Raw genomic sequence first — 25,557 nt, 5'->3', positions numbered from 1 at the left:
GAATACCCGGCGGCCCACGGGGTTGACGCGCGCCCGGCCGCGTTGACAGAACCGGCCGTCCGTTTCCCCTACCCACGAAGGAAGACTCTGCGTGTACCGCACACTGCTCGCGCTTGGCCTGCTGTCGTCCCTCCCCGCCGCGGCGGAAGAGGGCATGTGGACCTACGACGCCTTTCCCGCCGCCCAGGTGAAGAAGGCCTACGGCTTCGAGCCGACCCAGGCGTGGCTGGACAAGGTGCGCCTAGGCTCCGTGCGGCTCGCGGGCGGCTGCTCCGCCAGCTTCGTGTCGCCGGACGGCCTGGTGATGACGAACCACCACTGCGTGCGCAGCTGCATCGAAGAGCTGACGACCGCGAAGGACGACCTCTTGGCGAAGGGCTTCCAGGCGAAGTCAGCGAAGGAGGAGCGCCGCTGTCCCAAGATTGAAGCCAACCAACTGGTGGAGATGACGGACGTCACCGAGCGGATGAACACGGCGACGAAGGGCCTGACCGGCGCGGCCTTCAACACCGCGCTCAAGAAGGAGATGGCCGCGGTGGAGGCCGCGTGCACCACCGGCGCGGACGTGCGGTGCGACGTGGTGACGCTCTACAACGGCGGCAGGTACCAGCTCTACAAGTACCGCCGCTTCCAGGACGTGCGGCTCGTGTTCGCGCCGGAGTTCTCCATGGCGGCGTTCGGCGGGGACGCGGACAACTTCAACTTCCCGCGCTACGGCTACGACGTGTCCTTCGTGCGCGTGTGGCAGGACGACGCGCCGGCCAAGAGCCCGGACTACCTGCCGTGGGCGAAGGAGGGCGCGAAGGAGGGAGACCTCGTCTTCGTCTCCGGCCACCCGGGCGGCACGGAGCGCAAGAGCACGGTGGCGGAGCTGGAGTTCCAGCGCGACGTGGCGCTGCCCCAGACGCTGCTCCAGTTGTCGGAGATGCGCGGCGCGCTGCGCGAGTTCACCAGCGCGTCGCCGGAGCGCTTCCGCGTGGCGCGCTCCAGCCTGCGCGGCGTGGAGAACGGGCTGAAGGCGCTGAAGGGCCGGCAGGAGACGCTGGCGGATCCGGCGGTCCTCGCGCGCAAGCGGCAGGAGGAGGCGGAGCTGAGGAAGCGCATCGACGCGAACCCCCAGGCCAAGGCGCTGACGCAGGGCATGTGGGAGGAGACGGCGCAGGCGCTGGACGTGTGGCGCAAGTCGATGAACGACTACCGGATGAAGGGCGCGGGGGACGCGTTCCGCTCCGACCTGTTCTCCTACGCGCAGGCGCTGGTGCGCGCGGCGGATGAACTGCCGAAGGCCAACGCGGAGCGCCTGCGCGAGTACACCGACGGCCAGCTGCCGGCGCTCAGGCAGCGGCTCCTGCGCGAAGCGCCCATCCCGGCGGAGCTGGAGACGCTGACGCTGACGTTCGGCTTCAACAAGCTGCGCGAGACGCTGGGCGCGGATGATCCGTTCGTGCGGCTGGTGCTGGCGAAGGAGGCCCCGGCGGACCTGGCGAAGGCGCTGGTGAAGGGCTCGAAGCTGGGCGACGTGAAGGTGCGCAAGGCGCTGCTGGAGGGCGGCAAGGCGGCGGTGGACGCGTCGAAGGACCCGATGATCGTCCTGGCGCGCAGGGTGGACGCGGAGACGCGCGCGTCGCGCAAGCGCTACGAGGACACGGTGGAGGCGGTGCTCAAGCGCAACGGCGAGCGGCTGGCGAAGGCGTACCTGCTGGTGAACGGCACGGCGGGCGCTCCGGACGCGACGTTCACGCTGCGGCTCAACTACGGGCAGGTGAAGGGCTGGGATGACAACGGCAAGGCCGTGCCCGCGCTGACCACGTTCGGCGGTGCCTACGGGCGCGACACGGGCAAGGAGCCCTTCAAGCTGCCGGCGCCGTGGGTGAAGGCGAAGGGGAAGGTGCCGGACGTGACGCCGCTGGACATGGCGACGACCAACGACATCATCGGCGGCAACTCCGGCTCGCCGGTGGTGAACCGGGACGGGCAGGTGGTGGGGCTCATCTTCGACGGCAACCTGCCGTCGCTGGGAGGCCGCTACCTCTACGTGCCGGAGACGAACCGCGCGGTGGCGGTGCACGGCGACGGCATCATGGCCGCGCTGGAGCACGTCTACGGTGCCACCCGCGTGGTCAACGAGCTGAAGGGCGCGCAGGCGGCGTCCGCGGCTCCGGCCCGCTGAGGACGTCGACGCGGTCCTGAACCTGTCCGACCGTCGGACAGGTTCGGGGCGGCTCATCGTCCGGGGGGCTTCCGGAGCCGGGCCTTCTCGGCGCGCTCCAACAGGCCTTCGGCCTCCAGCGCGGCGCGCACGGCCGGGATGGAGCCACGGTGTTCCTTGAAGCGCTGGAGGAACAGCCGCACCCAGTGCGCCGGCGGTTCCTGCTGTCCCCAGGTGCGGACGGCGTTGCCCCAGGGATGCCGCGTCAGGGTGTCCAGGAAGGGGAGCACGTCATGCAGGCCCATGAGCGGCCGGTGCGGCGGAAGTCCCTTCCTGGTCCCGGCGCCCGGGTTGCGCGGCGCGGATGCGGCGGTGTGGCGTTCGCGCAGGAAGCGGTTGAAGGTGCGGTGGCCGTCGGGCTTCTGGAGGAGCGCGCGCAGCAGCTGCGCCTGCTCACCCTGGTCCAACAGGGCCCCTTTGCGCAGCGCCTGCCTGTGCAGCCAGTAGCGGTTGCGCCACGCCTTCTCGACGGGGTCCTCGAACGCGCGCGTGTGCTTCACGTGGCCCAGTGCATGCTCTCCGATGACGCCCCGGGGCAGCAGGCTGCGCACGTGGCTCAGGCGATCCTCGCGGCGCATTTCGCGCGTGCGCGCGGTGGCCCAGCGGATGAACGGCATCACCTTGTCGCCGTCGCGCCGCCAGCGCACCTCCATGCTGATCTCCTTGCGCTCCCACGGCGCCAGGGAGGGCAGGTCATCCTCCACGTCCCCAGCCTTCATCCACACCGCCAGCTCCTGGCGGGCCTCCTGGCGGGCCGCGCGGTGGATGCGCGCCTTCGCGAAGCGCGCTGCCTCCCGGTGCTTCGACGGCAGCAGCGAGCGCGCCATCTGCCGGACCTTCTCGTCTGAGTGGATCATCGCCCGTGGACCTTTCGTGGCCGGCGCGGACGTGGCGCCCACCCATCACCTGACTCGCATCGGACGCACTCCCACCGCGACGCGTCGGGTGCAGGACAACGGGGGTCCAGAACCTCCCGGGTGCTTGGTGCGTCGCGTCAGGAAGTCGCTACCGTGGGGATGCGGACCTGGATCCGCCTCTGTCTTCGCACGGTTGCGTTCCCCGGAACGTCTTCCGTCCGGGCGCCTTCCCGGGGTGGTTGGGAGCCGGCGCCCGACGTGCGGTAGCATCTCGGGTGTCTCACGCCGGGGGGAGGGAGGATGCACGATGGTGGTGGAGGCCCCGGAGCCCCGGACGATGTCGGCCATCATGTTCACGGACATGGAGGCCCCCGCAGGTCAACGCTGGCGAGATGAGTCGCTACAACAAGCGCTGCACGAGGAGCACGGCCAACTGGTGCGCGGACTGCTCGCACGCCACGGTGGCCGCGAGGTGAAGCGGATGGAGGAGGGCGGCTTCCTCCTGGAGTTCGAGTCGGGCCCGCCCGCGGTGGCCTTCGCGCTGGAGTGGCGCGACGCCGTGGATGCCCGCAACCGCGCCGTGCCCACCGAGCGCCGGATGTCCGTCCGCGCGGGCGCGCACCTGGGCATGGTGGTGCACCGCGACGGCGACGTGTTCGGGGAAGGCGTCAACCTGGCGGCCCGCATCGAGTCCCTGGCGCGTCCGGGCACCGTCTACGTCAGCGAGACGGTGGCCGCGCAACTGGAGGGACGGCTGAAGGCGCCTCCCGTGAAGCTGGGCCGCAACGAATTGAAGAACATCCGGCTGCCGGTGGCGGTGTTCCGCATCGACTCGCCGGCGGAGGGCCGCGGCGAGCGGGCGCTCCTGTCGCGCGTGCGTTCACTGCTGGGCCGTAAGCGCGAGCGCGCGGACGGTTGAAGCTGACGGCCGGACGCGCGGCGGTATGGTGCCGCGCCATGTCCGAGCTCACCCTGGTCGTTGGTTCCAAGAACTACTCCTCGTGGTCGCTGCGCCCCTACCTGGCCCTGGCCCACACCGGCCAGCCGTTCCGGGAGGTGCTGGTGCCGCTGGACACGCCGGAGACGGCGGCGCTCATCGCCATGCATTCGCCCAGCGGCCGGGTGCCGGTGCTCAAGCACGGCGACACGGTGGTGTGGGATTCGCTGTCCATCTGCGAGTACCTGGCCGAGGCCTTCCCGGAAGCGAAGCTGTGGCCGGAGGACCGCGCGATGCGCGCGATGGCGCGCTCGGTGACGTCGGAGATGCACTCGGGCTTCACGGCGCTGCGCACGAACCTCCCCATGGACCTCACCGCGCGCAAGACGGTGCCGGGCGTGGACGCGCCGGGCGTGCACGCGGACATCGCGCGCATCCAGGCGCTGTGGGCGGGCTGCCGCGAGCGCTACGGCAAGGGCGGGCCCTTCCTCTTCGGCGCCTTCTCCATCGCGGACGCGTTCTTCGCGCCCGTCATCACCCGCTTCGTCACCTACGGCGTCCCGTTCCGTCCGGAGAACGCCGCGTACCGCGACGCGGTGCTGGGCCTGCCCGCGATGCTCAAGTGGACGGAGGCCGCCCAGGGCGAGCCGCCGCTCCAGCGTTACCGGTAGGAGCGTTACGGAGCGCGGAGGTCCTGGAGGCGCTTGTGCATCGTCCGCCGCAGGAAGTCCGTGCGGCGCGCGTCGAAGCCAATCTCCTCCAGGCGCTCCAGCCAGGGCTCCGCGCTGACGCACAGCTTGTCGAGCAGGGTGCTGACGGCCTTCGCGTTCACGCCGTAGCGCTCGCCAAAAGCGATGAAGTGCGCGCGCCGGAAGTTGTCGTCGCGCCCCTCGAACTTCAGGGCCATGCGGTGATCGCCGTAGGGCAGGGTGGTCAGCAGGTCATAGGCGGGTGACAAACGGAAACCGCCTCCGGGCCCCTCCGCCAGGATGCTCACGTTCTTGGCGTGCAGGTCCCCATTCCCGATGAGGTAGCTGAACGCGAGCAGGTGGAGGAAGCGCGCAAGCTCGGGGACGGGCGCGGCGCAGTTCTCGCGAAGGCCCTCGGCGATGGCTGCGCAGGTGAGCCGGTACTTGTCGCTGGTATAGCGATTGAGGAACTGACAGGCATCCTCCTGGTGGATGCGGCGCAGGCGCTTCTCCGCCTTTTCCCAACGGCGATCAAAGCGCTCGACGAGCAGCCCGTCGTTCCCATCGCGGTCATGGATGAGCCGCGTGGTGGCGACGCGCAAGCCGCACTGCTTCGCCATGCCCATGAAGAAGTGCTCGTTGCGCACGAGCTCGGGCTTGTCCCTCGGGTTGAGCTTCAGGATGTAGTCACGCTGCCCCGACGAAGACACCGGGAACGAGATGGTGGAGGCGGAGAGCTTCTCCTGGACGCCTGGAATCGTTGGCTCGGTGTTCTCCGTCCCCAGCCGCGGGAGGCTCTGGGCGAAGAGGTCCGTGAAGAGAACGGACTCGGGCTTCCATTTCGCTCCGCGAGGGCTGGGGCGCGGGAGGGGCTGTCCCTGGGGAACGACGGAGAGGTCCCCCACGGTATCGGCCCCCGCCGCCACCAGCAGGCTGAGCAGGTCGTCTTCCGACGTCTTGACGTTCTGGAGGAGGGCCCGCAGGCGCAGTCCTTCAGGAAGGAGTCCCGCGAAGTAGGTGTGGAGGTTGGCGCCCAGGGTCTCGGTGCGGCGTCTCGAGTAGGGCAGGTGGACCGCGATGCCGCCAGGCCTTGCAGCGTGTTGCTCGAAGAAGTCCGCCGCGTACTCGAAGATGGAGCCGTGAGCGGTCCGGGTGATGGAGCCGACATGGGTGGACTCGCGCCACACCTCCGCGACCTCGATGTCGGTCGGGCGGATCATGACGCCGGCTCGCTCACCCGGAGGCGGTGCTGGCCCGGCTCGAGCGTCAGCTGGAGTCCCAGGACGTGGAGGACGTCCAGGAGCTTGTCCAGGCGCAGCGTGGCCTTCTTCCCGCTCTCCACGTCGTAGATGAAGACAGGTCCGCATCCCGCCAGGACGCTGACCTCTTGCTGGGTCAATCCAAGCTTCGTGCGTCGCGCCCTGACGGCTTCCGCGAGGGGGCGGAGCCAGGAGGTTTCCGGTCGAGCCATGTGCCGTGGACTCCCAGGATCCATTCGTTCGAATGGATTTCAGCCCGGAATGTATCGGCAAGAGAGGCCGTCACGTCAATATCCATCCGGACGGATGGATTCGGGACCCATCCGCGTCGGGACTCACAGCCCCAGCGACTTCAGCTGCGCGTCGAACGTGGGCGCGTCCGTGAAGACGAACCCGCGCAGCCCCAGCGCGCGGGCCGCGTCCACGAACTCCGGCAGGTCGTCGAAGAAGACGGCCTCGTCCGGCGCGCAGCCCGCCTTCTGGAGCGCGAGCTGGTAGATGGCCGGCTCCGGCTTCACGTGCCCCACCTCGCAGCTCATCACCAGCGCGTCGAAGCGCTGGAGCACGGGCAACAACGGCTTCAGGTAGGCCACGTGCAGCGCGTTGGTGTTGGACACCAGCACCCGCTTCACGCGGCCCGCCAGCCCCTCCACGCGGGGCAGCACCGCGTCGTGGACCTGGAAGTGGCTGCTCCAGAGGGGCGCGAACTCCTGCATGGGCAGGTCCACACCCAGCGCGCCGCAGACGTCCTGGCGGATGCCCTCCGCGTCCAGCAGGCCCCGGTTCGCCGCCGTCCAGCCCGCGCCGGTGAGCCTTCTGGCGGCCTCCTGCGGCTCCAGCCCCGCCCGCGCCGCGAGCCGCGCGAAGAGCAGCGCGTTGTCGTGGAACACCAGCACGTTGCCCAGGTCCAGCAACACGGCCTTCACGGCGGGGACGGCGGACACGATGGCTCCTGTTTCAGATGCGGTAGGCGCGCGCGACGCCTTCCATCTGGCTGGCGACGTCCTGCAGCCGCTTCGCCGCGCCGGTGGTGGACTTCAGGCTGGCCTGCGTCTCCGTCATCATGGAGGACAGGTCCGTGACCGCGCTGAAGATCTGCGCGATGCCCGCGTTCTGCTGGTTCACCGCCCCGGCGATCTGCCGCGCCGCCGCGGCGTTGTCCTGGACGATGGTGGCCAGCTCCTTCAGGTGCTCGCCGCTGGTGCGCACCTGCTCCAGGCCCTCCGCGACGCTGGAGTGGCTCTGCTCCGTCATCTTCGCCGTGGAGATGATGGCGTGGCCCAGGTCCCCCAGGATGTCGCGCACCTTCTCCGTGGCCTGGATGGACTGGTCCGCCAGGTTGCGGATTTCACGCGCCACCACGCTGAAGCCCTTGCCGTGCTCGCCCGAACGCACGGCTTCGATGGCCGCGTTGAGCGCGAGCATGTTGGACTGGTCCGCCAGGTCCTTCACCGTCTGGGTGATGCCGCCAATCTGCTGCGTGCGCTCGTTGAGCTGCACGATGCGCATGGCCATCTCCCCGGACTGCTCGTGCAGCCCCTGGAAGCCGTCCAGGCTGTCGCGGATGGCGACCTCGCCCGCGCGGCCCACCTCCTCCGCGCGCGACGCCACGCCCAGCACCGTCTCCGCCTTCTCCGCGGCCAGGAGCGACGTCTGCTTGATCTCCTGCGCCGTCACCTGCGTCTCCTGGAGCGCGGCGGCCTGGCGGGCCACGTTGCGCTCCTGGACCTCCGAGGCGAGGTTCAGCTCCGCCACGGTCTCGCTGAGGACGTGCGTGCCCTCCTGGAGGCTGGTGGCCGTCTCGCGCAGGTTCTTCATCATCTGCGCGAAGGCCTGGGTGAGCTCGCCCACCTCGTCCCGCCCCGCCTTCACCTCCATCTCCTGCGTGAGGTCGCCCTCCTTCACCACGCGGCGGACCACCTCACCCAGCGCGCGCAGCGGCCGGGTGATGCCGCGCGCCAGCACCCACGAGCCCAGCCCCACCGCCGCCACGAAGATGGCGGCCAGCCCCAGCACCAGCCGGCGCATCCCGTTGAGGGGCGCGTAGGCCTCCGCGGGGTCCACCTGGGCGATGAACCTCCACCCGTCCCCCACGTCGCGCACCTCCGAGCCGTTCACCGCGGTCACCGCCACGCGGCCCGTGTCGTCGTGCTCTCCCGGGCGCGTGTCGAACAGCGTCCGGCCGTCCGCGCCCTGGATCTCCACCGAGAAGCTGGCGTGGCCGCGCAACTGGGCGCGGGCGAGCGCGGGCTTCACCAGCTCCCCCACCTGGCCCCAGTCGAACGCGGCGAGCAGCACGCCCAGCCGCTGGCCGCGCTCGTCCATCACCGGCACCGCCAGCGGCAGCACATGCACGCTGTAGATGGGGTCCTCCGCCTCCACGCCCTCGGCGGTGGTGGCGCCGGCCTGCGCCTTCTGGAACCACGGCGCCTTGCGCACCGCCTCCGCGCTCCCGGCGTACGCCTCGCGCAGCGCAGGCGTGCTGGCGGACACCGCCGCGCCGTCGTCGCTGAAGAGCACGATGCCGTTGAGGGTGAGGTAGCGCCGCTGCAGCAGCGACAGCATCGCGTCGCTCGCGGCGGGGTCCTTCGTGCGCAGCGCCTGGCGCAGGACGGGGTCCTCCGCCCAGCTGTGGGCGCTCGCCTCGCGCTCCGCCAGGGTGGACTCCAGCAGGTCCTTGAACCCCTCCGCCTCCATGCGCAGGGAGGTGTGGATCTGCGCCTCCGTCTGCTGGCGCATCAGCTTGTCCTGCAAGCCGGTCAGTGCCAGCAGCGGCACGCACGACACCAGGGTCATGTACAGCAGCAGCCGCCCACGCAGCGTCAGGGACGGCAGTTTGAAAGAAGGCATGGCACGCCGGCGCGAAGAGAAGGACCCGGATTCCTATACCAGAACCCGGGCCCTGAACCCCCTGGCCGGCTGGCCGCCTAGAGCACCGGCACCCGGTCAGGCAGGTCCCGAGCGGGCAGGTTGGAGTAATCCGCGTCCAGGTCCAGCCGCACCCGCTGCTTCACGCGCGTGCTCAGGAGCCCCCGGAGCATGCCCAGGAACCCTGGCGGCGCCGCGATGACCACCTGGTCGAACGCGTGCGTGTCCACGCCCCGGTCCAGGCGGGCGGACAGCTCCCGCGCGAAGCGCTCGTGCTCCAGCTCCCGTCGGCCGTTGGGCTCGTTCTCCGGCACCGGGCGGTGCAGCGTGCCCGCGTTGGGATTGTCCGCCTGGTTGAACAGGTCGACGGGCTTGGCTCGGCTCTCGTCATGTTGGAACTGCTCGATGAGGTCCCACTTCTCCGCCTTCGCATCCGTGGCGAAGAGCCGGGCGCGACTCGCGTTGGCCACCAGGATCCAGAGCCTCTTGTCCGCCATCTTCACGCCTCCTTGTCCCTTGAGGGATGCGGACCCCCACCGGCCCCGGCAAGCTTCCCGCACCGAGCCGACTCCCCGCCGCGCGGTGGCCAGGCGGCCTGTCCGCCGCCCCCTTCGCGGGAGCGGGAACACGAACGGAAACACTCTGAGTGCCCCCCGGTGCCTGACGACCTCCGCCCACGTTGACCCGCCGCATCCAAGCGGCGACCATCGTGCGCCGGGGGATTTGGACGGGAGTGGGTTGTATGGAGAAGTATTTCAATGTCCGTGGACTGAAGGTGCGCGTTCGCCGTACATGCCACCTGTCCATCCGGTACACGGCGGGTGAATCGTCACGTGCCGAAAGTTTTTCCGTCTCTCGCGCGATAGATGCCCTCCCGTGGGTTGCAGGGTCGCCCGGTCATGGAAACCTGATCCTCCCATGGGCACCGACGACCTCCTCGCTCACACAGTCCTGTCCGAATCGGGTGACGCCGTGACCGACGGTGGCGGGGCGCCAGTCATGATGTCTCCGGCCGGACAGGAGGCGCAGGAAGGCGCGGTGCTGGGCAACTACCAGCTGGAGAAGCTCCTGGGCGAAGGGTCCATGGGCCGCGTCTTCCAGGCGCGGCACGTGCGGCTGGGGCGCCAGGTGGCGCTCAAGGTGCTCAAGCCGGAGCACGCGCGGGACAGCTCGTTCGTGCAGCGCTTCTTCCAGGAGGCGCGCACCGTCAATCAGATCAACCACGAGCACATCGTGGAGGTCTTCGACTTCGTGGACGAGTCGCCCGACGGGCACGTCTACTGCGTGATGGAGCTGTTGCGCGGGCAGAGCCTGGCGGCGCTCCTGAAGGAGGAGGGGCTGACGCTGGAGCGCGTGCAGCGCATGGGCGTGCAGGTGTGCGCGGCGCTGGGCGCGGCCCACCAGGTGGGCGTGGTGCACCGGGACATCAAGCCGGACAACCTCTTCATCACGCAGCGCTCCGGGCAGCAGGACTTCGTGAAGGTGTTGGACTTCGGCGTGGCGAAGCTCATCACCACGCAGACGGGCGTGAGCCTCACCGGCACGCTGGACGGGACCATCATCGGCACGCCGGCGTACATGGCGCCGGAGCAGGCCGCGGGGCTGCCGGTGGACGCGCGCGCGGACATCTACGCGGTGGGCAACATCCTCTACGAGATGCTCTCCGGCCACCCGCCGTTCCAGGCGTCGGCCTTCGGGCAGCTGGTGGTGCAGATCATCACCCAGCCGCCGCCGGCCCTGCCGTCGCATCTGCCCTCGGGCGAGCGCGTGCCGCAGGAGCTGGCGCAGCTGGTGATGCGCTGCCTGGCGAAGGAACCGGAAGCGCGGCCGCAGCAGCTGGCGGAGGTCACCACGGCGCTGCTCCTGATGCCCACCGCGCCGGACCCGGAGCCGCGTACGGAGCCGCTGGTGGAGGAGGCGGAGCGGCCCACCCTGCGCATGCGGGTGCCGGGTCTGCTGCGCTCCCGGCGGCTCCAGGTGTCCGTGGGGCTGGCGGCGCTCGCGCTGGTGTCCGGCATCACCACGTGGACGGGGCTGCACTCGATGCGCGCCTCCCATGCGGAGCAGGCCGCGGCGGCGGTGGCGTCCAGCCCGGATGCGGCCGCGCGAGGGACGGCGGTCGCGGGCGCGGCGGATCCGGTGACGCTCACGGTGCATTCGTCGCCGCCAGGCGCGAAGGTGGTGCGCGTGGACACCGGCGAGGAGCTGGGCGTCACGCCGCTGACGAAGGCGCTGAGCCGGCAGGCCGTGCCGCCACAGTTGCGTGTGGAACTCGCGGGCTACGTTCCGCTGGAGCGGGCGGTGGATTTGAAGCAGGGTGCCGCCGCCGCGGAGTTGTCCGTGCCGCTCGTGAAGGCGAGCGCGGGACCGCGTCGTGCCCCCGCGCGTGCGCCGGGCCGCAAGGGAGGAAGCAGGGATGCGGTCATTGATCCGTTCGCGTCGCAGTGAGCCCCGGGCCCTGAGCCTGGCGCTCGCGCTCGCGCTGGGGACGCCGTTCCCGGCGGTGGCGGCGGAGGATGCGACGGCCACCGCTGCGGACGACCAGGCGCGGGAGAAGTTCTCCGAGGGCAACCTGGCGTACGACCTGGGCGAGTTCGACCGGGCGCTCAAGGCCTTCAGCGAGGCGTACCGCCTCAAGCCGTTGCCCGCGTTCCTCTTCAACATCGCGCAGTGCCACCGGCAGCTGAACAACCCGTCGCGCGCGGCCTTCTTCTACCGGCGCTACCTGTCGCTGTCGCAGGGGGAGCCGGCCAACGCGGACGTGGTGCGCGAGCTCATCGCGGAGATGGACACGAAGGCGCGCGTCCAGGAGGAGCAGCGCCGGGAGCGCGAGCGCTTCGCCCGGGACCGCGAGCTGCAGAAGGCGCGCGAGCAGGCCGCGCTGGCGGAGGCGAGGGCCAACGAGGCGAGGCTCGCCGCGAACCCGTCCGCCGCGCCGGAGAAGGACGGGGCCTCCCAGGCCCTGGCCATGCAGGTGCCGGACGCGTCCGTGAAGACGGAGGCGGAAGCCTCCAAGCCGTGGACGCGCCGCTGGTACGTCTGGGCGGGAGCGGGCGCGGTGGCGCTGCTCGCGGGCGGCGCGGTGTGGGTCGCCACGGCGCCCAATCCTCGGGACACGACGCTCGGCACCGTGGGGCGGTAGGCGGCGGTCCGAAGCCGCCGGCTCCGCGCGGGCCTTCAGCGCTGCGGCGGTGCGGCGGCCTGCGCCAGCACCTGCGCGGCGATGCGGCCGATGCGCGCGTGGAATGACGGGGCGTCGTGGAAGGTGAGGCGCACGTCGCCCACCTTCAGCTCGTCTCCCGTTCGCAGCAGGCGTGGTTGTTCCGCCTCCAGCGCTTCACCGTTCACCGTCACCGGTCGGGACTGCGCCAGCCGCTCCACCTTCCAGCCGCCGTCCGGCGTGGGGTGCAGGGCGAGCTGCTCGCGCGACACCGTGGCGTCGTTCACGACGAAGGTGTTGTGCGACGCGCGCCCCAGCTTCAGGGGGCCTCGGTCCGCCACCCCCATCAGCTCGAAGCACAGCGCGTCGCCCGCGGGCAGGCAGTCGCGCAGGTCCATCATGGGCAGCCGCGTGGCCGCCACGTTCTGCTCCTCGGGGACGTTCCACGCACCCGCCTCCCACACCAGCCACGCGTGCGGGTACTTGGCGTTGAACTTCTCCTGGAGTGCCATGTGCTGCCGGATGAGCAGCGAGAGCAACAGGGCTCGCATGGCCCAGTCATAACCCCATCCGGCGCTTCCGCGTCGCCCGGATGGCCCTCCAGGTGTCCACGAGTGGGCGAATGGGCCGGCCCGAAAGACTACAACCGGGCAACGACCGCCTTCGCCATCCGCTCCGCCGCGCCCGCGTCCATGGGCAGGAAGAGGCACGGCTCCGTCACCTCCACCTCCTGCAGCCGGGTGCGCCCTTCGTTGTCCGTGGCCACGTCCACGCGCGCGTACAACAGCCGAGCGCCCCCGGACGCCTCCATCACCTCGTGCGCCAGCCGCTGCTCCTCCGCGTCGTCCGGCGTGAAGCCGTGCGGCTCCGCGAAGCCCCGGGGCGCGGTGGTCAGCGTGGGCGGGCGGCGCACCGCGTGGCTGAAGACGCCGTTGAAGAAGATGTATGAGCGCTCGCCCTCCGTCTCGAAGGCGCGCAGGTAGGGCTGCACCATCACGTCCCCCTCCTTCGCCAGCTCCGCCACCTTCGCGCTCGCGTCGTCCCACCCCTCGCGCCGGACGATGAAGACCTTGAGCCCGCCCGCCGCCACCGCGGGCTTGAGCACCACCGCGTCCCAGCCGCGCTCGCGCGCCGTCGCCGCCACGTCCAGCGTCCCGCCGGGCGGCACCCAGACGGTGGGCGTCAGGGGCAGGCCCTTCGCCTCCAGCGTCTTCAGGTAGCCCTTGTGCGTGTTCCACCGGAGCACGTCCGCCGGGTTGAACAGCCGCGTGACGCCGCCCACACGGTCCGCCCAGGCGACGAACTCCTCGCGGCGCAGGTGGCTGTCCCAGGCGTTGCGCACCACCGCCGCGCGCACGCGGCTCCAATCCACGGTGGGGTCGTCCCAGATGACCGGCCGCGCGTCCAGGCCCAGCGCCTGCAACGCGGGCACCAGCGGCGCGTCCAGCGGGTTCATCTGCGGCAGTCCGGCGTAGGTGATGACGGCGATGTCCAAGGTGGCGGGCTCCAGGCGACGGGAAACGCGCCGCGTTCTAACGCGCTCCCGTGTCCCGCGCAGCCACGTCCCCGGCTCACGCCATGCGCGCCAGGGGCTGCTTCCCCTGGGCCGCCGTCTCCACGGTCTCCTGCTTCAGCTGCTCCGCCAGCGTCTTCGCCTCGCGCGCCACCCGCCCCAGCTCCCCCTGGCCGTGAGGGAAGGGGGCCGCGGGGCCCTCCAGCGCCAGCAACTGCTGCCGCAGCGTGGCACCATTCGGCGTGCGCTTCGCCGGGTCCTTCTGCAAGAGCTGCATGACGATGAGGTCCAACGCCAGCGGCACCGCGGGGTTGAGCTGCGAGGGCGGGACGACCTCCTGGTCCACCGCCGCGCGCAGCAGCACCTCTTCTGAATGTCCGCTCAGCGCGCGCCGGCCGGTGAGGGCCTCGTGCAGCGTGAGCCCCAGGGCGAAGAGGTCCGCGCGCCCGTCGATGTCATGGCCCATGGCCTGCTCCGGCGCCATGTAGCCCAGCTTGCCGCGCACGCTGCCGGCCACCGTGAGGTTCGCGCGCGCCGCGTCCCGCGCGATGCCGAAGTCCGACAGCTTCACCTCGCCAATGCGCGACACCAGGATGTTGGGCGGGTTCAGGTCGCGGTGGACCAGCCGCAGGGGCACGCCGTCCGCGCTGGTGCGCCGGTGCAGGTAGTCCAGCGCGCTCGCCAGCTCCGCGGCGAGGAACGTCGCGGCGGACAGGGGCAGCGGCCGGCGGTCCCGCGGCTTGAGCAGCGCGCTCAGGGGCAGCCCGTCCACGTACTCCATGGCCAGGAAGTAGGTGCCGCCGTGGCGGCCCAGGTCGAACACCTGGACGATGTTGGGGTGGTAGAGCGACGAGCACAGCTCCGCCTCGCGCCGGAACATGGTCACGAAGGCCGCGTCGTCCGCGTACGACGGCAGGATGCGCTTCAGGGCCACCTGCTTCTCGAAGCCGCCCTCCGGCGAGTACGTGGCCCGGTACACCTCCGCCATGCCGCCCGCGCCCACGCGCTCGTGCAGCACGTACTTGCCCATGACCTCCTGCTCACGCAGCGCCGCGAGCGCGCTGCGCGTGCGCTCCAAGAAGTGCCGCGCCAGCGTCGCCGTCAGCGCGCCCGTGGCCACGAAGAAGAACGCGCGCACGCAGATGAACAGCGGCCCCAGCGTGACGAGCGGCTCCTCCGGCAACAGCGGCCGCACGAAGCCGAAGTAGAGCGCCAGGTACTCCGCCGCCACCAGCGCGCCCGCGGCCAGCCCCAGGCGCGGGTTGCTGCGCAGGCCCGCCAGCGTCACCAGCGTGCCCCAGATGACCAGCGTGGGCGCGGTGAGCGCGTACACGGGACCCTTGAAGTGCAGGTCGAACGCCAGCACCACCGCCGGGATGCTCACTTCGATGAAGACGTTCAACCACGGGATGGCCGGGTGGAACGCGCCAGAGCGCAACACCCACCACATGCAGCCGTAGTAGCCCGACAGGACCGTGGACAGCCCCATCAGCGCGAGCGTCAGGTCCCACCCCATCGCGGGCCCCAGCGCCGCGGCCACCACCACGCAGATGGCGGACAGGATGCTCATGAAGCGCGCCACGGACAGCTCACGGGCCTGCGCGTCACGGCGCAGGTGCGCGTCCAGGAAGCGCGACACGGTGCTGGATGGATTCCGGGTAATCATGTCCCCCCACTCTAGAACGTGGCAGGACGCGTCATCCGCCTGCTCCCCCACACGTTGGGTGCGCTCCTACCACACCTGACGGCACACGGGAGGCCTTTGGAGCCCCACGAAGTGGACTTCAGGGGTCAGGTATCGCTGAAATGTTGCACCCCCACCCCACGCGGCATGCGAGGCACGGGGGGGCTTTCCTCGTCGCACCCGTTCCTTCTTCAGGCACTGCCTTCGGGCAGGAGGCTTCATGCGCAGCTCCCCCCGTCTATTGCTGGCCGCCCTGGGCGCGGTCCTTCTGTTGGGCAGTGCCTGTAGTTCGGATGATCCCGAGGTCCCTGCGGCGGTCTGCGGTAACGGCAAGAAGGAGGGGGCCGAGCAGTGCGATGACGGCAACACCACCGGCGGAGATGGGTGCGAAGCGAACTGTACCAACACGCCCGTGAAGTCGGAGCAGTGTTGGGCCACGCCTCCCGCGCCGCTCGCGAACGGCGCGACCTGTGAGGTGACGAAGGCGGGCACGGCGGGCACGCTCTTCACGGGCATCATCCTCAAGGACGGCCAGACGCTGATGGGCGGCCAGGTGCTGGTGGACGCCCAGGGCGTCATCACCTGCTCCGAGTGCGACTGCTCCAAGGCCGCGGGCGCCGCGGAGGCCACGGCGGTGTCGTGCCCCACGGGCGTCATCTCCCCGGGCCTCATCAACCCGCACGACCATATCACCTACCCGGGCGCGCCGCTGGCGAGCACCAGCACGGAGCGCTACGAGCACCGCCACGACTGGCGCACGGGCAACAACAAGCACACCCGGCAGAACAACCCGTCCAACTCCAAGGCGGACGCGGTGCGCTGGTCGGAATTGCGCCAGGTGATGGCGGGCACCACCTCCATCGCGGGCGCGGGCGGGCAGGCGGGCTTGCTGCGCAACCTGGACGTGTCCACCACCGCGCAGCAGGAGGGCCTGTCGGAGCCGTACGCGGACTCGGACACCTTCCCGCTGGGGGACAGCAGCGGCACCACGCTGACGGACTCCTGCTCCTACTCCTCGTTCCCGTCGTCCTCGACCATCACCGGGCGCACGTCCGCGTACCTGCCGCACATCGCGGAGGGCATCGCGTCCACGGCGCAGAACGAGTTCCGCTGCCTGTCCGAGGGCGCCGGCAACGTGCTGTTCCCGCGCTCGGCCATCATCCACGGCGTGGGCCTCACCGCGGCGGAGATTTCGCAGATGGTGGCGCACGGCACGGGCCTGGTCTGGTCGCCGCGCTCCAACATCTCGCTGTACGGCGACACGGCGATGGTGACGACCTACAAGCGGATGGGCGCGTCCATCTCCCTGGGCACGGACTGGATCCGCTCCGGCTCCATGAACATCCTGCGCGAGCTGCGCTGCGCGGATCACCTCAACACCACGCGCTACGCCAAGACCTTCACGGACGAGGACCTGTGGCGCATGGTGACGGCCAACGCCGCGGACGTGGTGGACTTCTATGAGCGCGTGGGCCGCATCGCCCCGGGCAAGGTGGCGGACCTGGCCATCTTCCGGGTGGGCGCGAACATGGCCTCTCCGTTCCGCGCGGTCATCGCCGCGGAGCCGGCGGACGTGGTGCTGACGATGCGCGGCGGCAAGCCGCTCTACGGCGACCAGGCGCTGGTGGACGGCCTCAAGGGCACGGACGCCTGCGACGCGCTGGACGTGTGCGGCACCGCGAAGGCCGCGTGCGTGAAGTCGGAGATTGGCAAGACGCTGGCGGAGTTCCAGGGCTCCCAGGACACCCGGGGCCTGTACCCGCTGTTCGCGTGCGGCACCCCGGAGAACGAGCCCACCTGCGAGCCCTCGCGCAACGCGGTGAACACCAGCTTCCCGGTGGCCGCCGTCAACGGCTCCACCGTCTACTCGGGCGTGGCGAGCGCGGCGGACGCGGACGCGGACGGCATCGAGGACGCCGCCGACAACTGCCCCACCATCTTCAACCCCGTGCGCCCCATGGACAACGGGCGGCAGCTGGACACGGACGGCGACGGCGTGGGTGACGCGTGCGACCCGTGCCCCCTGGAGGCCGGCACCACCGCGTGCCAGGCCTTCCGCGGCGAGGACGACGACCACGACGGCGTGCCCACCTGGCAGGACAACTGCCCCTTCGTGGCCAACGCGGACCAGAAGGACACGGACGGCGACGGCAAGGGCGACGTGTGCGACGGCTGCCCGGATGACGCGGCCACGTGCTCGGTCACGGACCCGTCCGACTTCGACTACGACGGCATCACCAGCGCCACCGACAACTGCCCGCTCGTGGCCAACCCGGACCAGAAGGACTCCGACAACGACGGCGTGGGCGACGCGTGCGACGCGTGCCCGGTGGCCAACCCCGCCGGCGCCGCGTGCGCCACCTCCGTCTACGACGTGAAGGTGACGCCGCGCTTCGGCAACCAGTCGCTGGTGGGCACCAAGGTGGCGGTGGACGACGTGGTCGTGACCGCCGTGGATGCGAAGGCGGAGCGCGGCTACTGGGTGCAGGTGGCGAACTACCCGGCGGGCAAGGGCGCGGAGAACTCCGGCCTCTTCATCTACAGCCTCAAGGCCGACGTCGCGGTGGGCGACAACATCCGCGTGGAGGGCACGCTGAAGGACTACTTCGGCCTGCTGGAGGTGATTGACGGCAAGGTGACGAAGCACAGCGCGGCCAACCCGATGCCGGCCCCGGTGGTGGTGCGCACGGAGGACATCCGCACCAACGGCCCGAAGGCGAAGGCGCTGGAGGGCGCGCTGGTGGAGGTCCACAACGTCTTCAACACCCGCCTGGAGAACACCAACCGCGAGTTCATCGTGGACGAGAACAAGGCCGGCAACCCGGCGTCCTCGGGCCTGATGGTGGACGACCAGGCCTTCGCCTATGCCCCGCAGGTGCTGGGCACGGAGTACACCACGCTGCGCGGCGTGCTCACGTTCAACTTCAACGACCACAAGCTGGTGCCCCGGAGCGCGGCGGACATGGTCATCCCGCTGCCGCCCCTGCCGGCGCTGACGGGCTTCACGTCCGGCGGCTTCGCGCGCGTGGGCGGCGCCCAGGCGATTCCGCAGCCCCTCACCGTGACGATGGCGAACGCCTACCCGGTGGACGTCACCGTGGCCATCAGCTCCAGCGACGCGGCGGCCCTGACCGCGGCGGGCGGGCAGGTGGTGATTCCCGCGGGCCAGACGAGCGCCACGGTGGCGCTGGAGGCGAAGGCTCAGGCGGCGTCGGTGACCCTCACCGCGACGCTGGGCACGTCCTCCCAGACGGCCGCGCTGCGCGTGCTGGGTGAGACCGAGGCGGCCAACGCCACGGGCCTCACCCCGGAGACGGTGGGCGTGGCGCCGGGCGGCACGGCGCGCTTCACCGTGACGTTCGACCGGCCGGTGCCGGCGGGCACCTCGCTGGACGTGAGCGTGGCTCCCTCGGGCTTCGGCACCTTCACGGCCCAGGCCGTGACGGCGGACGCGCTGACGGCCACCTTCGACCTGCTCGTGGACGAGGCCAGCACCGGCTCCGGCACGGTGACGCTGGGCACGCTGAGCGCCACGGTGAACGTCATCACGGACGTGCCGCGGCTCGTGTCGCTCACCCCGTCCACCGCCACGGTGAACGCGGGCGCGGCCCAGGTGTTCACGGTGACGCTGGAGTCCGCTCCGACGGCGCCCGTGCAGGTGCTGCTGGCGCTGACCTCTCCGGCCACGCCCTTCGGCGCGCTGTCCGCCACGTCGGTGACGGTGGACGCGGGCGAGACGACGGCGACGGTGACGTTCACCGCCGCGGCGGAAGGTGAGGGGACGGGCGCGGTGTCCGCCTCGCTCAACGGCATCACGCGGTCGGCGGCGCTGACCGTGCTGCCTCCTCCCGCGAAGCTCGCCAGCGTCACGCCGGGCACGGCGTCGGTGACGGTGGGCACGACGCAGACGTTCACCGTCACGCTGGACCGCAAGGCCCCGGCGGGCGGCGCGGCCGTGGACGTGGCGTTCACGCCCTCGGAGCTGGGCTCGCTGTCGGCCTCGACGGTGACGGTGCCGGAAGGCCAGACGACCGCCACGGTCGTCTTCACCGCCACGGAGGCCACGGGCGACGGCCAGCTCACCGCGTCCTACCAGGGCGTGACGAAGCAGGCGGCCGTGACGGTGGCCGCGGTGCAGGGCCACGTCGTCATCAGTGAGATCGCCGGCCAGGGTCTCACCGTGAACGCGGACGACTACATCGAGCTGTACAACCCGACGAACGCCGCCGTGAACATCACCGGCTGGAAGCTGCTCTACCGCACGGCGAGCACCACCAGCACCACGACGAACTTCACGGTGCTGGCCACGCTGCCCGCCGCGACCATCAAGGCCCACGGCTACTACCTGGTCGCCGCCACCAGCTACTCCACGTCGGCCGTCCCCGCGGACTACACGTGGGGCAACACGGACATCTCCGGCTCCACGGGCAACGTCCGCCTGGGCATGGCGGATGTGACGGTGGACCCCACGTCCCTCACGGGCGTGGTGGACACCGTGGGCTTCGGCAACGGCCGCACGGTCGTGGAGGGCGCCGCGGCCCCCGCGCCCGCGGGCAAGGGTGGCAGCATCGAGCGCAAGGCCCGGGCGACGTCCACCGCCGCGACCATGGGCGCGGGCGGCGAGGATGAGCTCGCGGGCAACGGCCAGGACTCCGACAACAACGCGGCGGACTTCGTGCCCCGCGTGGCGCGCGATCCGCAGAACTCCTCGAGCCCCATCGAGACGCCGTAGTCACCGCCTCCCGCCCCGCTCCCCTCGCATGGGGAGCGGGGATGGAAGCTCCCTGAAATGAAAGACGCCCGGTCCCTCGCATGGGGGACCGGGCGTCTGTTCTTCCGGGCCGCCCGGCCCGGCGGGGTCAGCGCCTCAGGCCAGGGGGGCGCGCACGTGGAGGCCGCCGGAGAGGATCTGATCCAACGACGCCATCAGCGGGTCGTAGTTCACCATGCCGCGGTACAGGTTGTGGTGCAGCAGGATGCCCAGGTAGCCGCCCATCATCGTGTGGGCCATGTGCACCGGGTCCACCTCCTGGCGGAACTCATTGCGCTTCTGGCCGAAGCGGATCATCCCCGCCAGCACCGCCACGTAGAGGGAGATCTTCTCGCGCAGCGCCTCCGCCACGCGGTCGTTGGACTCGGCGGACTCGGCGGACAGCATCCCGAAGAAGATGCCGTATTCGCGGTGGTAGCGCAGGAACTGGGACGTGCGGGACACCACGAACACCAGCTGCTCCCGGCCGGACAGGACGCGGCGCTCGGCGAGCAGCGGCGCGAACTCCATCAGGTAGCGCTGGTGCAATTCCTCGATGGCCGCCAGCAGCAGGTCTTCCTTGGTGGGGAAGTGCCAGTAGAGCGCGCCCGGAGTCATCCGGATGGCCTTCGCCAGGTCCGACATCGTCGTCGACAGGTAGCCCCGCCGAGCGAACAACGTGATGGCGGCCTCCAGGATTTCGACCCGCGTTCGCGCGGCCCGCTCCTGTTTGATTTCGCGCTTCGCTGGTTCCTTGCTCATTTCCGGGTAAATCTACACCTCACGCCAGGAGCGTCACCTTAACGATTTCAGACGGAGCGGCGACGCGCAGGGGCGGGCCCCAGAAGCCGGTGCCACGGCTGACATAGAGGTGTTTGTCGCCCTCCTGGAAGAGACCGGCGTCGTGTTTCCAAATTGCTGAGACGGCGAGGGTGAACGGGAAGAACTGTCCCCCGTGGGTGTGTCCGGACAGTTGCAAGCCCATGCCCGCCTTCGCGGCCACATCCCAATTGGATGGTTGGTGCGCGAGCAGCACCGCGGCGCGGTCTGGATTCCGGCCTTCGATGGCGGCCTCCAGGTTGTAACCCTTGGGGCCGTTACGCATGGACCAGTCGTCCACGCCCACCAGGTCGAACGCGCCGCCCGCGTCTCCAATCGTCACGTGACGGTTGCGCAGCACGGTGACGCCCAGGCCGCTGAGCGCGTCCGCCCAGGCGCTGGCGTTCCAGTAGTACTCGTGGTTGCCGGTGATGAAGTGCGTGCCCGCTCTCGCCTGGAGGTTCTGGAGCGCGGCGACGGAGTGGCGCAGGTCGGCCACGGTGCCGTCCACCAGGTCGCCGGTGATGACGACCAGGTCCGGCTTGAGCGCGTTGGCCCGCCGCACCAGCTCATCCATGAAGCGCCGCTGGATGATGGGGCCCACGTGGATGTCGCTCATGTGGACGAGGGTGAAGCCGTCCAGCGCCTTGGGCAGGCCGGGCAGCCGCACCGCGATCTCGTTGACCACGGGCGGGTGGAAGGCGCTCCACATGCCGTAGCCGGTGAGGCCGCCCGCCGCGAGCACCGCGCCGCCCGCGGTGGCCCGCGAGAGGAACAACCGGCGCGCTTCGTCCACGGGGGGCACGGCGGGAGGCGGGGCCGGCACGGTGACGGCCAGGTCCGCCAGGGACGGCGGCGCGGCGGGGTCCGGCGCGGGCGTGGCGAGCGGCGCGGCGACGCCCCGGTGGCCGCGCGTGCGCGCCACGAGCCATCTCACCGCGCCCAGCAGCGCCAGGGAGAGCAGCAGGTAGACGGCGACGCCCATCCACGTCCACGCGAACACGGCGACGATGAACGCGGAGGGGAGGATGCGCGTCACCACCCAGGACAGCAGCAGCGGCACGCACAGGGCCGTCAGCAGCACCTTGCCCGCGGTGCGCCAGGAGCGGCTCGTGGACGTGTCACGGAAGAGGCGCCGGTACAGGTAGATGTGGACTTGGACCGACGCGACGCTGACGAGCAGGATGAACAGGATGATGCGCAACGGGCTTTCCACCATGGGAGGCCCATCCTCGCGCGCACGCGCCACGGCGCAACCGGCATGCGCGTGAAGAAGCGTGAAGCGGACCGGGAGCCCCGCGCCCGGTGTCCGGCTACTTCCGGGTGGTGCCCAGCGCGGCGCCGATCTGCTGCCACTCCTGGGCGTAGGTGCCACGGGAGAAGGCGCGCAGGTCTTCGCCGGTCACCGTGCCGCGGGAGAGCGCCGTGTCGAGCGCCTTCACGATGGCGTTCTTGTGCGGCTGCTCCACGTACGGGTTGTCCTCGCGGAAGACCTCGCCGAAGAGCGTCTCCAGGCGGCCGTCCTGCTTCAGCCGCTCCACGATGCGGTTCTGCGACACGGGCGCGTCCGCGTGCGCGTGCAGCATGGCGGAGGCGATGCCGCTCTGCGCGTCCGCGTCCGGGAACTCCGCCAGCAGCCCCAGCTCCATGTCCGCCTGGGCGATGGACTCCGCGTCCGCCGCGGAGGGCGGGGCCTTCGCGGCCGGCGTCTGCGCGGGCGTGGGGCGGGAGGAAGCGGGGGCGGGGCGCGCGGGCTCGAAGTCGCTGCGGCCCTGGAAGGAGCGCACGTTGGCGTTGGCGGGCGTCCGGCCCTGGGCGGCCCCCGGCTTGCTGTCGCGCGTGACGTCGCTCCGCTCGGACCGCTCGAGCTCCGAGCGCTTCGGGGGAAGGGACGGGCGATTGCCACCATCGACGCGAGACATGAGGGGACTCCAGGCGCAGGGGAAGGCCCGTCGCGAGACTCGCTCCGGGTTGCGGCACCTACATCTGTTATCGGTCCGGCCTTCCCCCGGGTTGCGTAGCCCCCCAGTCCACAGGCCCCGCACGGCCGCCCGCCTGCCGCGTCAGGGCCCCCTCCCAATCCTGGATCATCCGGCCTTGGCCGCCTTCCCCCTGGCCCAACCCCTTGATTCCAGGGGACTTTCATTCCAGACGGAAATCCGGCGTTTCGCCGCGACGCGTCACCCAGCGGTCGAGAAGATTTCTTCGAGCCCGGCCGGGAGGCTGCTCTGCCACGCGGGGTAATTGTGGCCCCCGCTGTAGGGCCGGTACGTGGCGCGGTGCCCGGCCGCCTGGAGGACGGGCAGGAGACGCTCGTTGCCGTCCTGGAGTCCCTCGAAGCGGCCGCAGTCCATCCAGACATGGAGCGGCGGCTGGCCGGTGCGGCGGGCCAGGTCGAAGACGACCATGTCGGTGCCTTCGATGGCGAAGGCGCCGGACTGGGACAGGACGCGGCCGAAGACGCGCGGCAGGCGCTGGGCCGCGTAGAGCGCCATCAGGCCGCCCAGCGACGAGCCCAGCACCGCGTGCGCGCCCGGCGTGCGCTGCTCGTCCACCAGCGACAGGTGCTCGCGGGCCAGGGGCAGCACGCGCTGGTGCAGGAAGGCCACGGTGGCTTCGCTGCACGCGTACTCGGCGGTGCGGGCCGGGCCGCCGTTGGACACGAAGGCCATGGCCACCGGCCGCATGCGGCCCGCGGCGATGAGGTTGTCCACCATCACGGGCAGTTGGACGCGCCGGAGGTAGTCGTCGCCGTCCAGCACCACCATGAGCGGCACGGGGCCCTTCACGGGCGGCGCGTACAGTGCCACCGCCCGCTTCGCGCCCACGGCCCATTCGTGCGTCGCCACCGGGTGGCGCGTCACGCGGCCCCTGGGGACGTTCCGGATGCGCTTGCCCAGCGGTGTCGCTTCGCCCCTGGGCATCCAGAAGCAGTGGTTGAAGTCGCCGAAGCCGTTGTCGGAGCGGCGCGGGTTGAAGGCGTCGCGCGCGCGGCGGCCCTTCGCGTCCAGGAGCGCGTATTCGACGTAGGCGTCCTCGGGCAGCGCCAGCGAGCGCGCCCACAGTCCCTTGCCCACGCGCTCCAGCGGCAGGGGCGCGCCGCGCCAGTCCTGGAAGTCTCCCTGGAGGAAGACCTGCCGGGGGCCCTTCCACACGAAGGTGGCGGTGTCTCCGTCGATGAGCGGCGTGCCCTCTTTGCGCGCGCGGGCTTCCAGCGTCCGGGTGTCATCCATGCGTGGCGCGCAATGTAGTCACGGGGACAGCAGGTCGCGCAGCGCTCCGGTCAGGTCGGGGTGGCGGAACTGGAAGCCCGCCTCCAGCGCGCGCCGGGGCATCACCCGCTGGCCCTCCAGCGCCACGCGCGCCATCTCCCCGAAGCGCGCCTTGAGGACGATGCCCGGCACCGACAGCGCCGCGGGCCGCTCCAGCACCGCGCCCAGCGTGTGCGCGAAGGTCGCGTTGGTGACGGGTTCCGGCGACGTGGCGTTCACCGGGCCGGACAGCGTGGGGTGCTCCAGCGCGAAGCGCATCAACTGGAAGAGGTCTTCCCTGTGCACCCAGCTGACGTACTGCTGGCCGTTGCCCACCTTCGCGCCCGCGCCCATGCGGAACACCGGCAGCATCCGGTGCAGCACGCCGCCCGCCGGGTGCAGCACCACGCCGATGCGCAGGCGCACCGTGCGGATGCCTCCTTCTTCCGCGCGCAGGGCCTCCGCCTCCCAGCCCTGGCACACGTGGGCGAGGAAGTCGTCGCCGGGCGCGTCCTCCTCCGTCAGCGTCTGCCCCGCCCGGGCGCCGCCGTAGAAGCCCACCGCCGACGCGCAGACGAAGTGCCGCACGCTGCCCGCCTGCCTCAGGGCCTCCACCAGCACGCGCGTGCCCTCCACGCGGCTCTGGTGGATGCGGTGCTTCGCCTCGTGTGTCCAACGTTGGTCCACCGGCTCCCCGGCCAGGTGCACCACCCCTTCCGCGCCCGCGAGCGCGTCCGGCGACAGCGGGGTGCTCCCGTCGAAGTAGGAGCCCGTCACCCCGGCCGGCAGCCGGCCGAGCGCGTGTTCCACGTTCCGGCTGAGCACGTGCACGGTGTGGCCGGCCTCCAACAAACCTTGGACAAGGCCTGGACCGAGGAAGCCGGTGGCGCCCGTGCAGGTCACCCTCAAGGGTGGGCCTCCTTCTCCCGCTCGGCGGTCAGGTCCTGGCCCACCAGCTGGCTCAGCGCGATGAAGAAGCGGGCCTGCTCCTCCGGCTTCATGCGGCCGGAGTGGCGGTAGACAGGCGTGCCCTCCGCGTCCAGCAGCATCACCGTGGACGTCTTGGTGGGCAGCTTCAGGGGCTCCTGGCCCAGGGTGCCCTTGAGGTCCACCAGGATGGGCACGCCGGCCTTCTTCTCCTCGTCACGCACGTACGACAGGGCGATCTCCCGCGCGGGAAAGAAGTCGTATTTCTCCAGATTGGCCACGGCGACCACGAACGCACTTTGGAGAAGGCCGCGCTCGCGTCCCCGGGTGAACAGCTCCGCCTTCAGGGGGGCGTTGAGTGTCGTGGAGTCCTTGTCCTCGTAGAAGAGGATGACGGGTTTCCCACGCCACCGAGCCAGCTGGACCCGCTCTCCGCTGGAGGTGCTTAACGTCGCGTCCACCGGCTCCAGGTCCGGGGTGGCGCCGCTCGCGCTCCCCGCCGTCAGGGCCACCGTCAACGCGCCTGTGATCCACGCCTTCATCGGGGGTCTCCGTGTACAAGGTTTTTGCAAACCTTAGACATAGCCTTGACAATCTCTGGACGCAAACGCTACCTCTAGGTCAGAAGGCTGCT

Annotated in this window: 21 protein-coding genes; 6 read left to right on the top strand and 15 right to left on the bottom strand. The window is 70.8% G+C overall.

What is annotated here, in order from left to right; all coding sequences use genetic code 11:
- Nucleotides 1-91: 91 nt before the first annotated feature.
- The gene (locus tag JYJ93_RS39010) at nucleotides 92-2,170 is read left to right on the top strand and encodes a S46 family peptidase (RefSeq protein WP_206799877.1); all 2,079 of its coding nucleotides are present in this window, start codon (nucleotides 92-94) and stop codon (nucleotides 2,168-2,170) included.
- A 53-nt stretch (nucleotides 2,171-2,223) separates the two neighbouring features.
- On the opposite strand, the gene JYJ93_RS39005 is transcribed toward JYJ93_RS39010, so the two are convergent.
- Nucleotides 2,224-3,066 carry a hypothetical protein gene (locus tag JYJ93_RS39005; protein WP_206799875.1) on the bottom strand — a complete coding sequence of 281 codons (843 nt, stop codon included), beginning with the start codon at nucleotides 3,064-3,066 and terminating at the stop codon, nucleotides 2,224-2,226.
- Between the two features lie 307 nt (nucleotides 3,067-3,373).
- Here JYJ93_RS39005 and JYJ93_RS39000 point away from each other — a divergent pair, with 307 nt between their 5' ends.
- Nucleotides 3,374-3,985 (top strand): adenylate/guanylate cyclase domain-containing protein, encoded by a 612-nt coding sequence (locus JYJ93_RS39000; protein WP_206799873.1) that lies wholly within the window; start codon nucleotides 3,374-3,376, stop codon nucleotides 3,983-3,985.
- Nucleotides 3,986-4,023: 38 nt separating this feature from the next.
- Nucleotides 4,024-4,674 (top strand): glutathione S-transferase family protein, encoded by a 651-nt coding sequence (locus JYJ93_RS38995; RefSeq protein ID WP_206799872.1) that lies wholly within the window; start codon nucleotides 4,024-4,026, stop codon nucleotides 4,672-4,674.
- 5 nt (nucleotides 4,675-4,679) lie between these two features.
- Here JYJ93_RS38995 and JYJ93_RS38990 read toward each other — a convergent pair whose 3' ends face one another.
- From JYJ93_RS38990 to JYJ93_RS38970, 5 genes are all read right to left on the bottom strand, one after another.
- On the bottom strand, nucleotides 4,680-5,912 hold the full coding sequence (locus JYJ93_RS38990; RefSeq protein WP_206799870.1) for a HipA domain-containing protein: 1,233 nt from the start codon (nucleotides 5,910-5,912) through the stop codon (nucleotides 4,680-4,682).
- A complete protein-coding gene (locus JYJ93_RS38985; RefSeq protein ID WP_277989494.1) occupies nucleotides 5,909-6,163 on the bottom strand; it encodes a helix-turn-helix domain-containing protein in 255 nt (84 codons plus the stop codon). Before JYJ93_RS38985 ends, JYJ93_RS38990 begins: the two co-directional genes overlap by 4 nt.
- Before the next feature lie 123 nt (nucleotides 6,164-6,286).
- Nucleotides 6,287-6,895: an HAD family phosphatase gene (locus tag JYJ93_RS38980; protein ID WP_206799867.1), complete on the bottom strand. Its 609-nt coding sequence runs from the start codon at nucleotides 6,893-6,895 to the stop codon at nucleotides 6,287-6,289.
- Nucleotides 6,896-6,908: 13 nt separating this feature from the next.
- Nucleotides 6,909-8,801 (bottom strand): methyl-accepting chemotaxis protein, encoded by a 1,893-nt coding sequence (locus tag JYJ93_RS38975; RefSeq protein WP_206799866.1) that lies wholly within the window; start codon nucleotides 8,799-8,801, stop codon nucleotides 6,909-6,911.
- Nucleotides 8,802-8,878: 77 nt separating this feature from the next.
- Nucleotides 8,879-9,316, bottom strand: coding sequence for a host attachment protein (locus JYJ93_RS38970; protein ID WP_206799865.1), 438 nt, complete (start codon nucleotides 9,314-9,316; stop codon nucleotides 8,879-8,881).
- Between the two features lie 502 nt (nucleotides 9,317-9,818).
- Here JYJ93_RS38970 and JYJ93_RS38965 point away from each other — a divergent pair.
- Nucleotides 9,819-11,267: a serine/threonine-protein kinase gene (locus JYJ93_RS38965; RefSeq protein WP_242544101.1), complete on the top strand. Its 1,449-nt coding sequence runs from the start codon at nucleotides 9,819-9,821 to the stop codon at nucleotides 11,265-11,267.
- Nucleotides 11,236-11,961 carry a tetratricopeptide repeat protein gene (locus JYJ93_RS38960; protein ID WP_206799863.1) on the top strand — a complete coding sequence of 242 codons (726 nt, stop codon included), beginning with the start codon at nucleotides 11,236-11,238 and terminating at the stop codon, nucleotides 11,959-11,961. Before JYJ93_RS38965 ends, JYJ93_RS38960 begins: the two co-directional genes overlap by 32 nt.
- A 35-nt stretch (nucleotides 11,962-11,996) precedes the next feature.
- On the opposite strand, the gene JYJ93_RS38955 is transcribed toward JYJ93_RS38960, so the two are convergent.
- The 3 genes from JYJ93_RS38955 to JYJ93_RS38945 form a co-directional block, all read right to left on the bottom strand.
- Nucleotides 11,997-12,530 (bottom strand): FHA domain-containing protein, encoded by a 534-nt coding sequence (locus JYJ93_RS38955; RefSeq protein WP_206799862.1) that lies wholly within the window; start codon nucleotides 12,528-12,530, stop codon nucleotides 11,997-11,999.
- 89 nt (nucleotides 12,531-12,619) lie between these two features.
- Complete coding sequence (locus JYJ93_RS38950) at nucleotides 12,620-13,474, bottom strand: hypothetical protein (protein WP_206799861.1); 855 nt, start codon at nucleotides 13,472-13,474, stop codon at nucleotides 12,620-12,622.
- A 76-nt stretch (nucleotides 13,475-13,550) separates the two neighbouring features.
- Entirely contained in the window at nucleotides 13,551-15,158 is a 1,608-nt protein-coding gene (locus JYJ93_RS38945) for a serine/threonine-protein kinase (RefSeq protein ID WP_206799859.1), read from the bottom strand.
- Between the two features lie 238 nt (nucleotides 15,159-15,396).
- Between JYJ93_RS38945 and JYJ93_RS38940 the strand changes: the two genes are divergently transcribed.
- The gene (locus JYJ93_RS38940) at nucleotides 15,397-19,908 is read left to right on the top strand and encodes a thrombospondin type 3 repeat-containing protein (RefSeq protein WP_206799857.1); all 4,512 of its coding nucleotides are present in this window, start codon (nucleotides 15,397-15,399) and stop codon (nucleotides 19,906-19,908) included.
- 135 nt (nucleotides 19,909-20,043) lie between these two features.
- Here JYJ93_RS38940 and JYJ93_RS38935 read toward each other — a convergent pair whose 3' ends face one another.
- The 6 genes from JYJ93_RS38935 to JYJ93_RS38910 all read right to left on the bottom strand — a co-directional run bounded on the left by JYJ93_RS38935 (nucleotide 20,044) and on the right by JYJ93_RS38910 (nucleotide 25,465).
- Nucleotides 20,044-20,688, bottom strand: a complete 645-nt coding sequence (locus JYJ93_RS38935; protein ID WP_206799855.1) for a TetR/AcrR family transcriptional regulator — start codon at nucleotides 20,686-20,688, stop codon at nucleotides 20,044-20,046.
- A gap of 19 nt (nucleotides 20,689-20,707) precedes the next feature.
- Nucleotides 20,708-21,964 (bottom strand): metallophosphoesterase, encoded by a 1,257-nt coding sequence (locus JYJ93_RS38930; protein WP_206799854.1) that lies wholly within the window; start codon nucleotides 21,962-21,964, stop codon nucleotides 20,708-20,710.
- Nucleotides 21,965-22,058: 94 nt separating this feature from the next.
- On the bottom strand, nucleotides 22,059-22,667 hold the full coding sequence (locus JYJ93_RS38925) for a hypothetical protein (RefSeq protein WP_206799853.1): 609 nt from the start codon (nucleotides 22,665-22,667) through the stop codon (nucleotides 22,059-22,061).
- Nucleotides 22,668-22,925: 258 nt separating this feature from the next.
- A complete protein-coding gene (locus JYJ93_RS38920; protein WP_206799852.1) occupies nucleotides 22,926-23,978 on the bottom strand; it encodes an alpha/beta hydrolase-fold protein in 1,053 nt (350 codons plus the stop codon).
- Nucleotides 23,979-23,996: 18 nt separating this feature from the next.
- A complete protein-coding gene (locus JYJ93_RS38915) occupies nucleotides 23,997-24,905 on the bottom strand; it encodes a TIGR01777 family oxidoreductase (protein ID WP_206799851.1) in 909 nt (302 codons plus the stop codon).
- The gene (locus JYJ93_RS38910; protein ID WP_206799850.1) at nucleotides 24,902-25,465 is read right to left on the bottom strand and encodes a hypothetical protein; all 564 of its coding nucleotides are present in this window, start codon (nucleotides 25,463-25,465) and stop codon (nucleotides 24,902-24,904) included. Before JYJ93_RS38910 ends, JYJ93_RS38915 begins: the two co-directional genes overlap by 4 nt.
- Between the last annotated feature and the right edge of the window lie 92 nt (nucleotides 25,466-25,557).

Source organism: Corallococcus sp. NCSPR001, from assembly GCF_017309135.1.
Taxonomy (GTDB): Bacteria; Myxococcota; Myxococcia; order Myxococcales; family Myxococcaceae; genus Corallococcus.
Note: the sequence above shows the minus strand (reverse complement) of the source record. Positions and strands in the feature narration are given on the sequence as shown.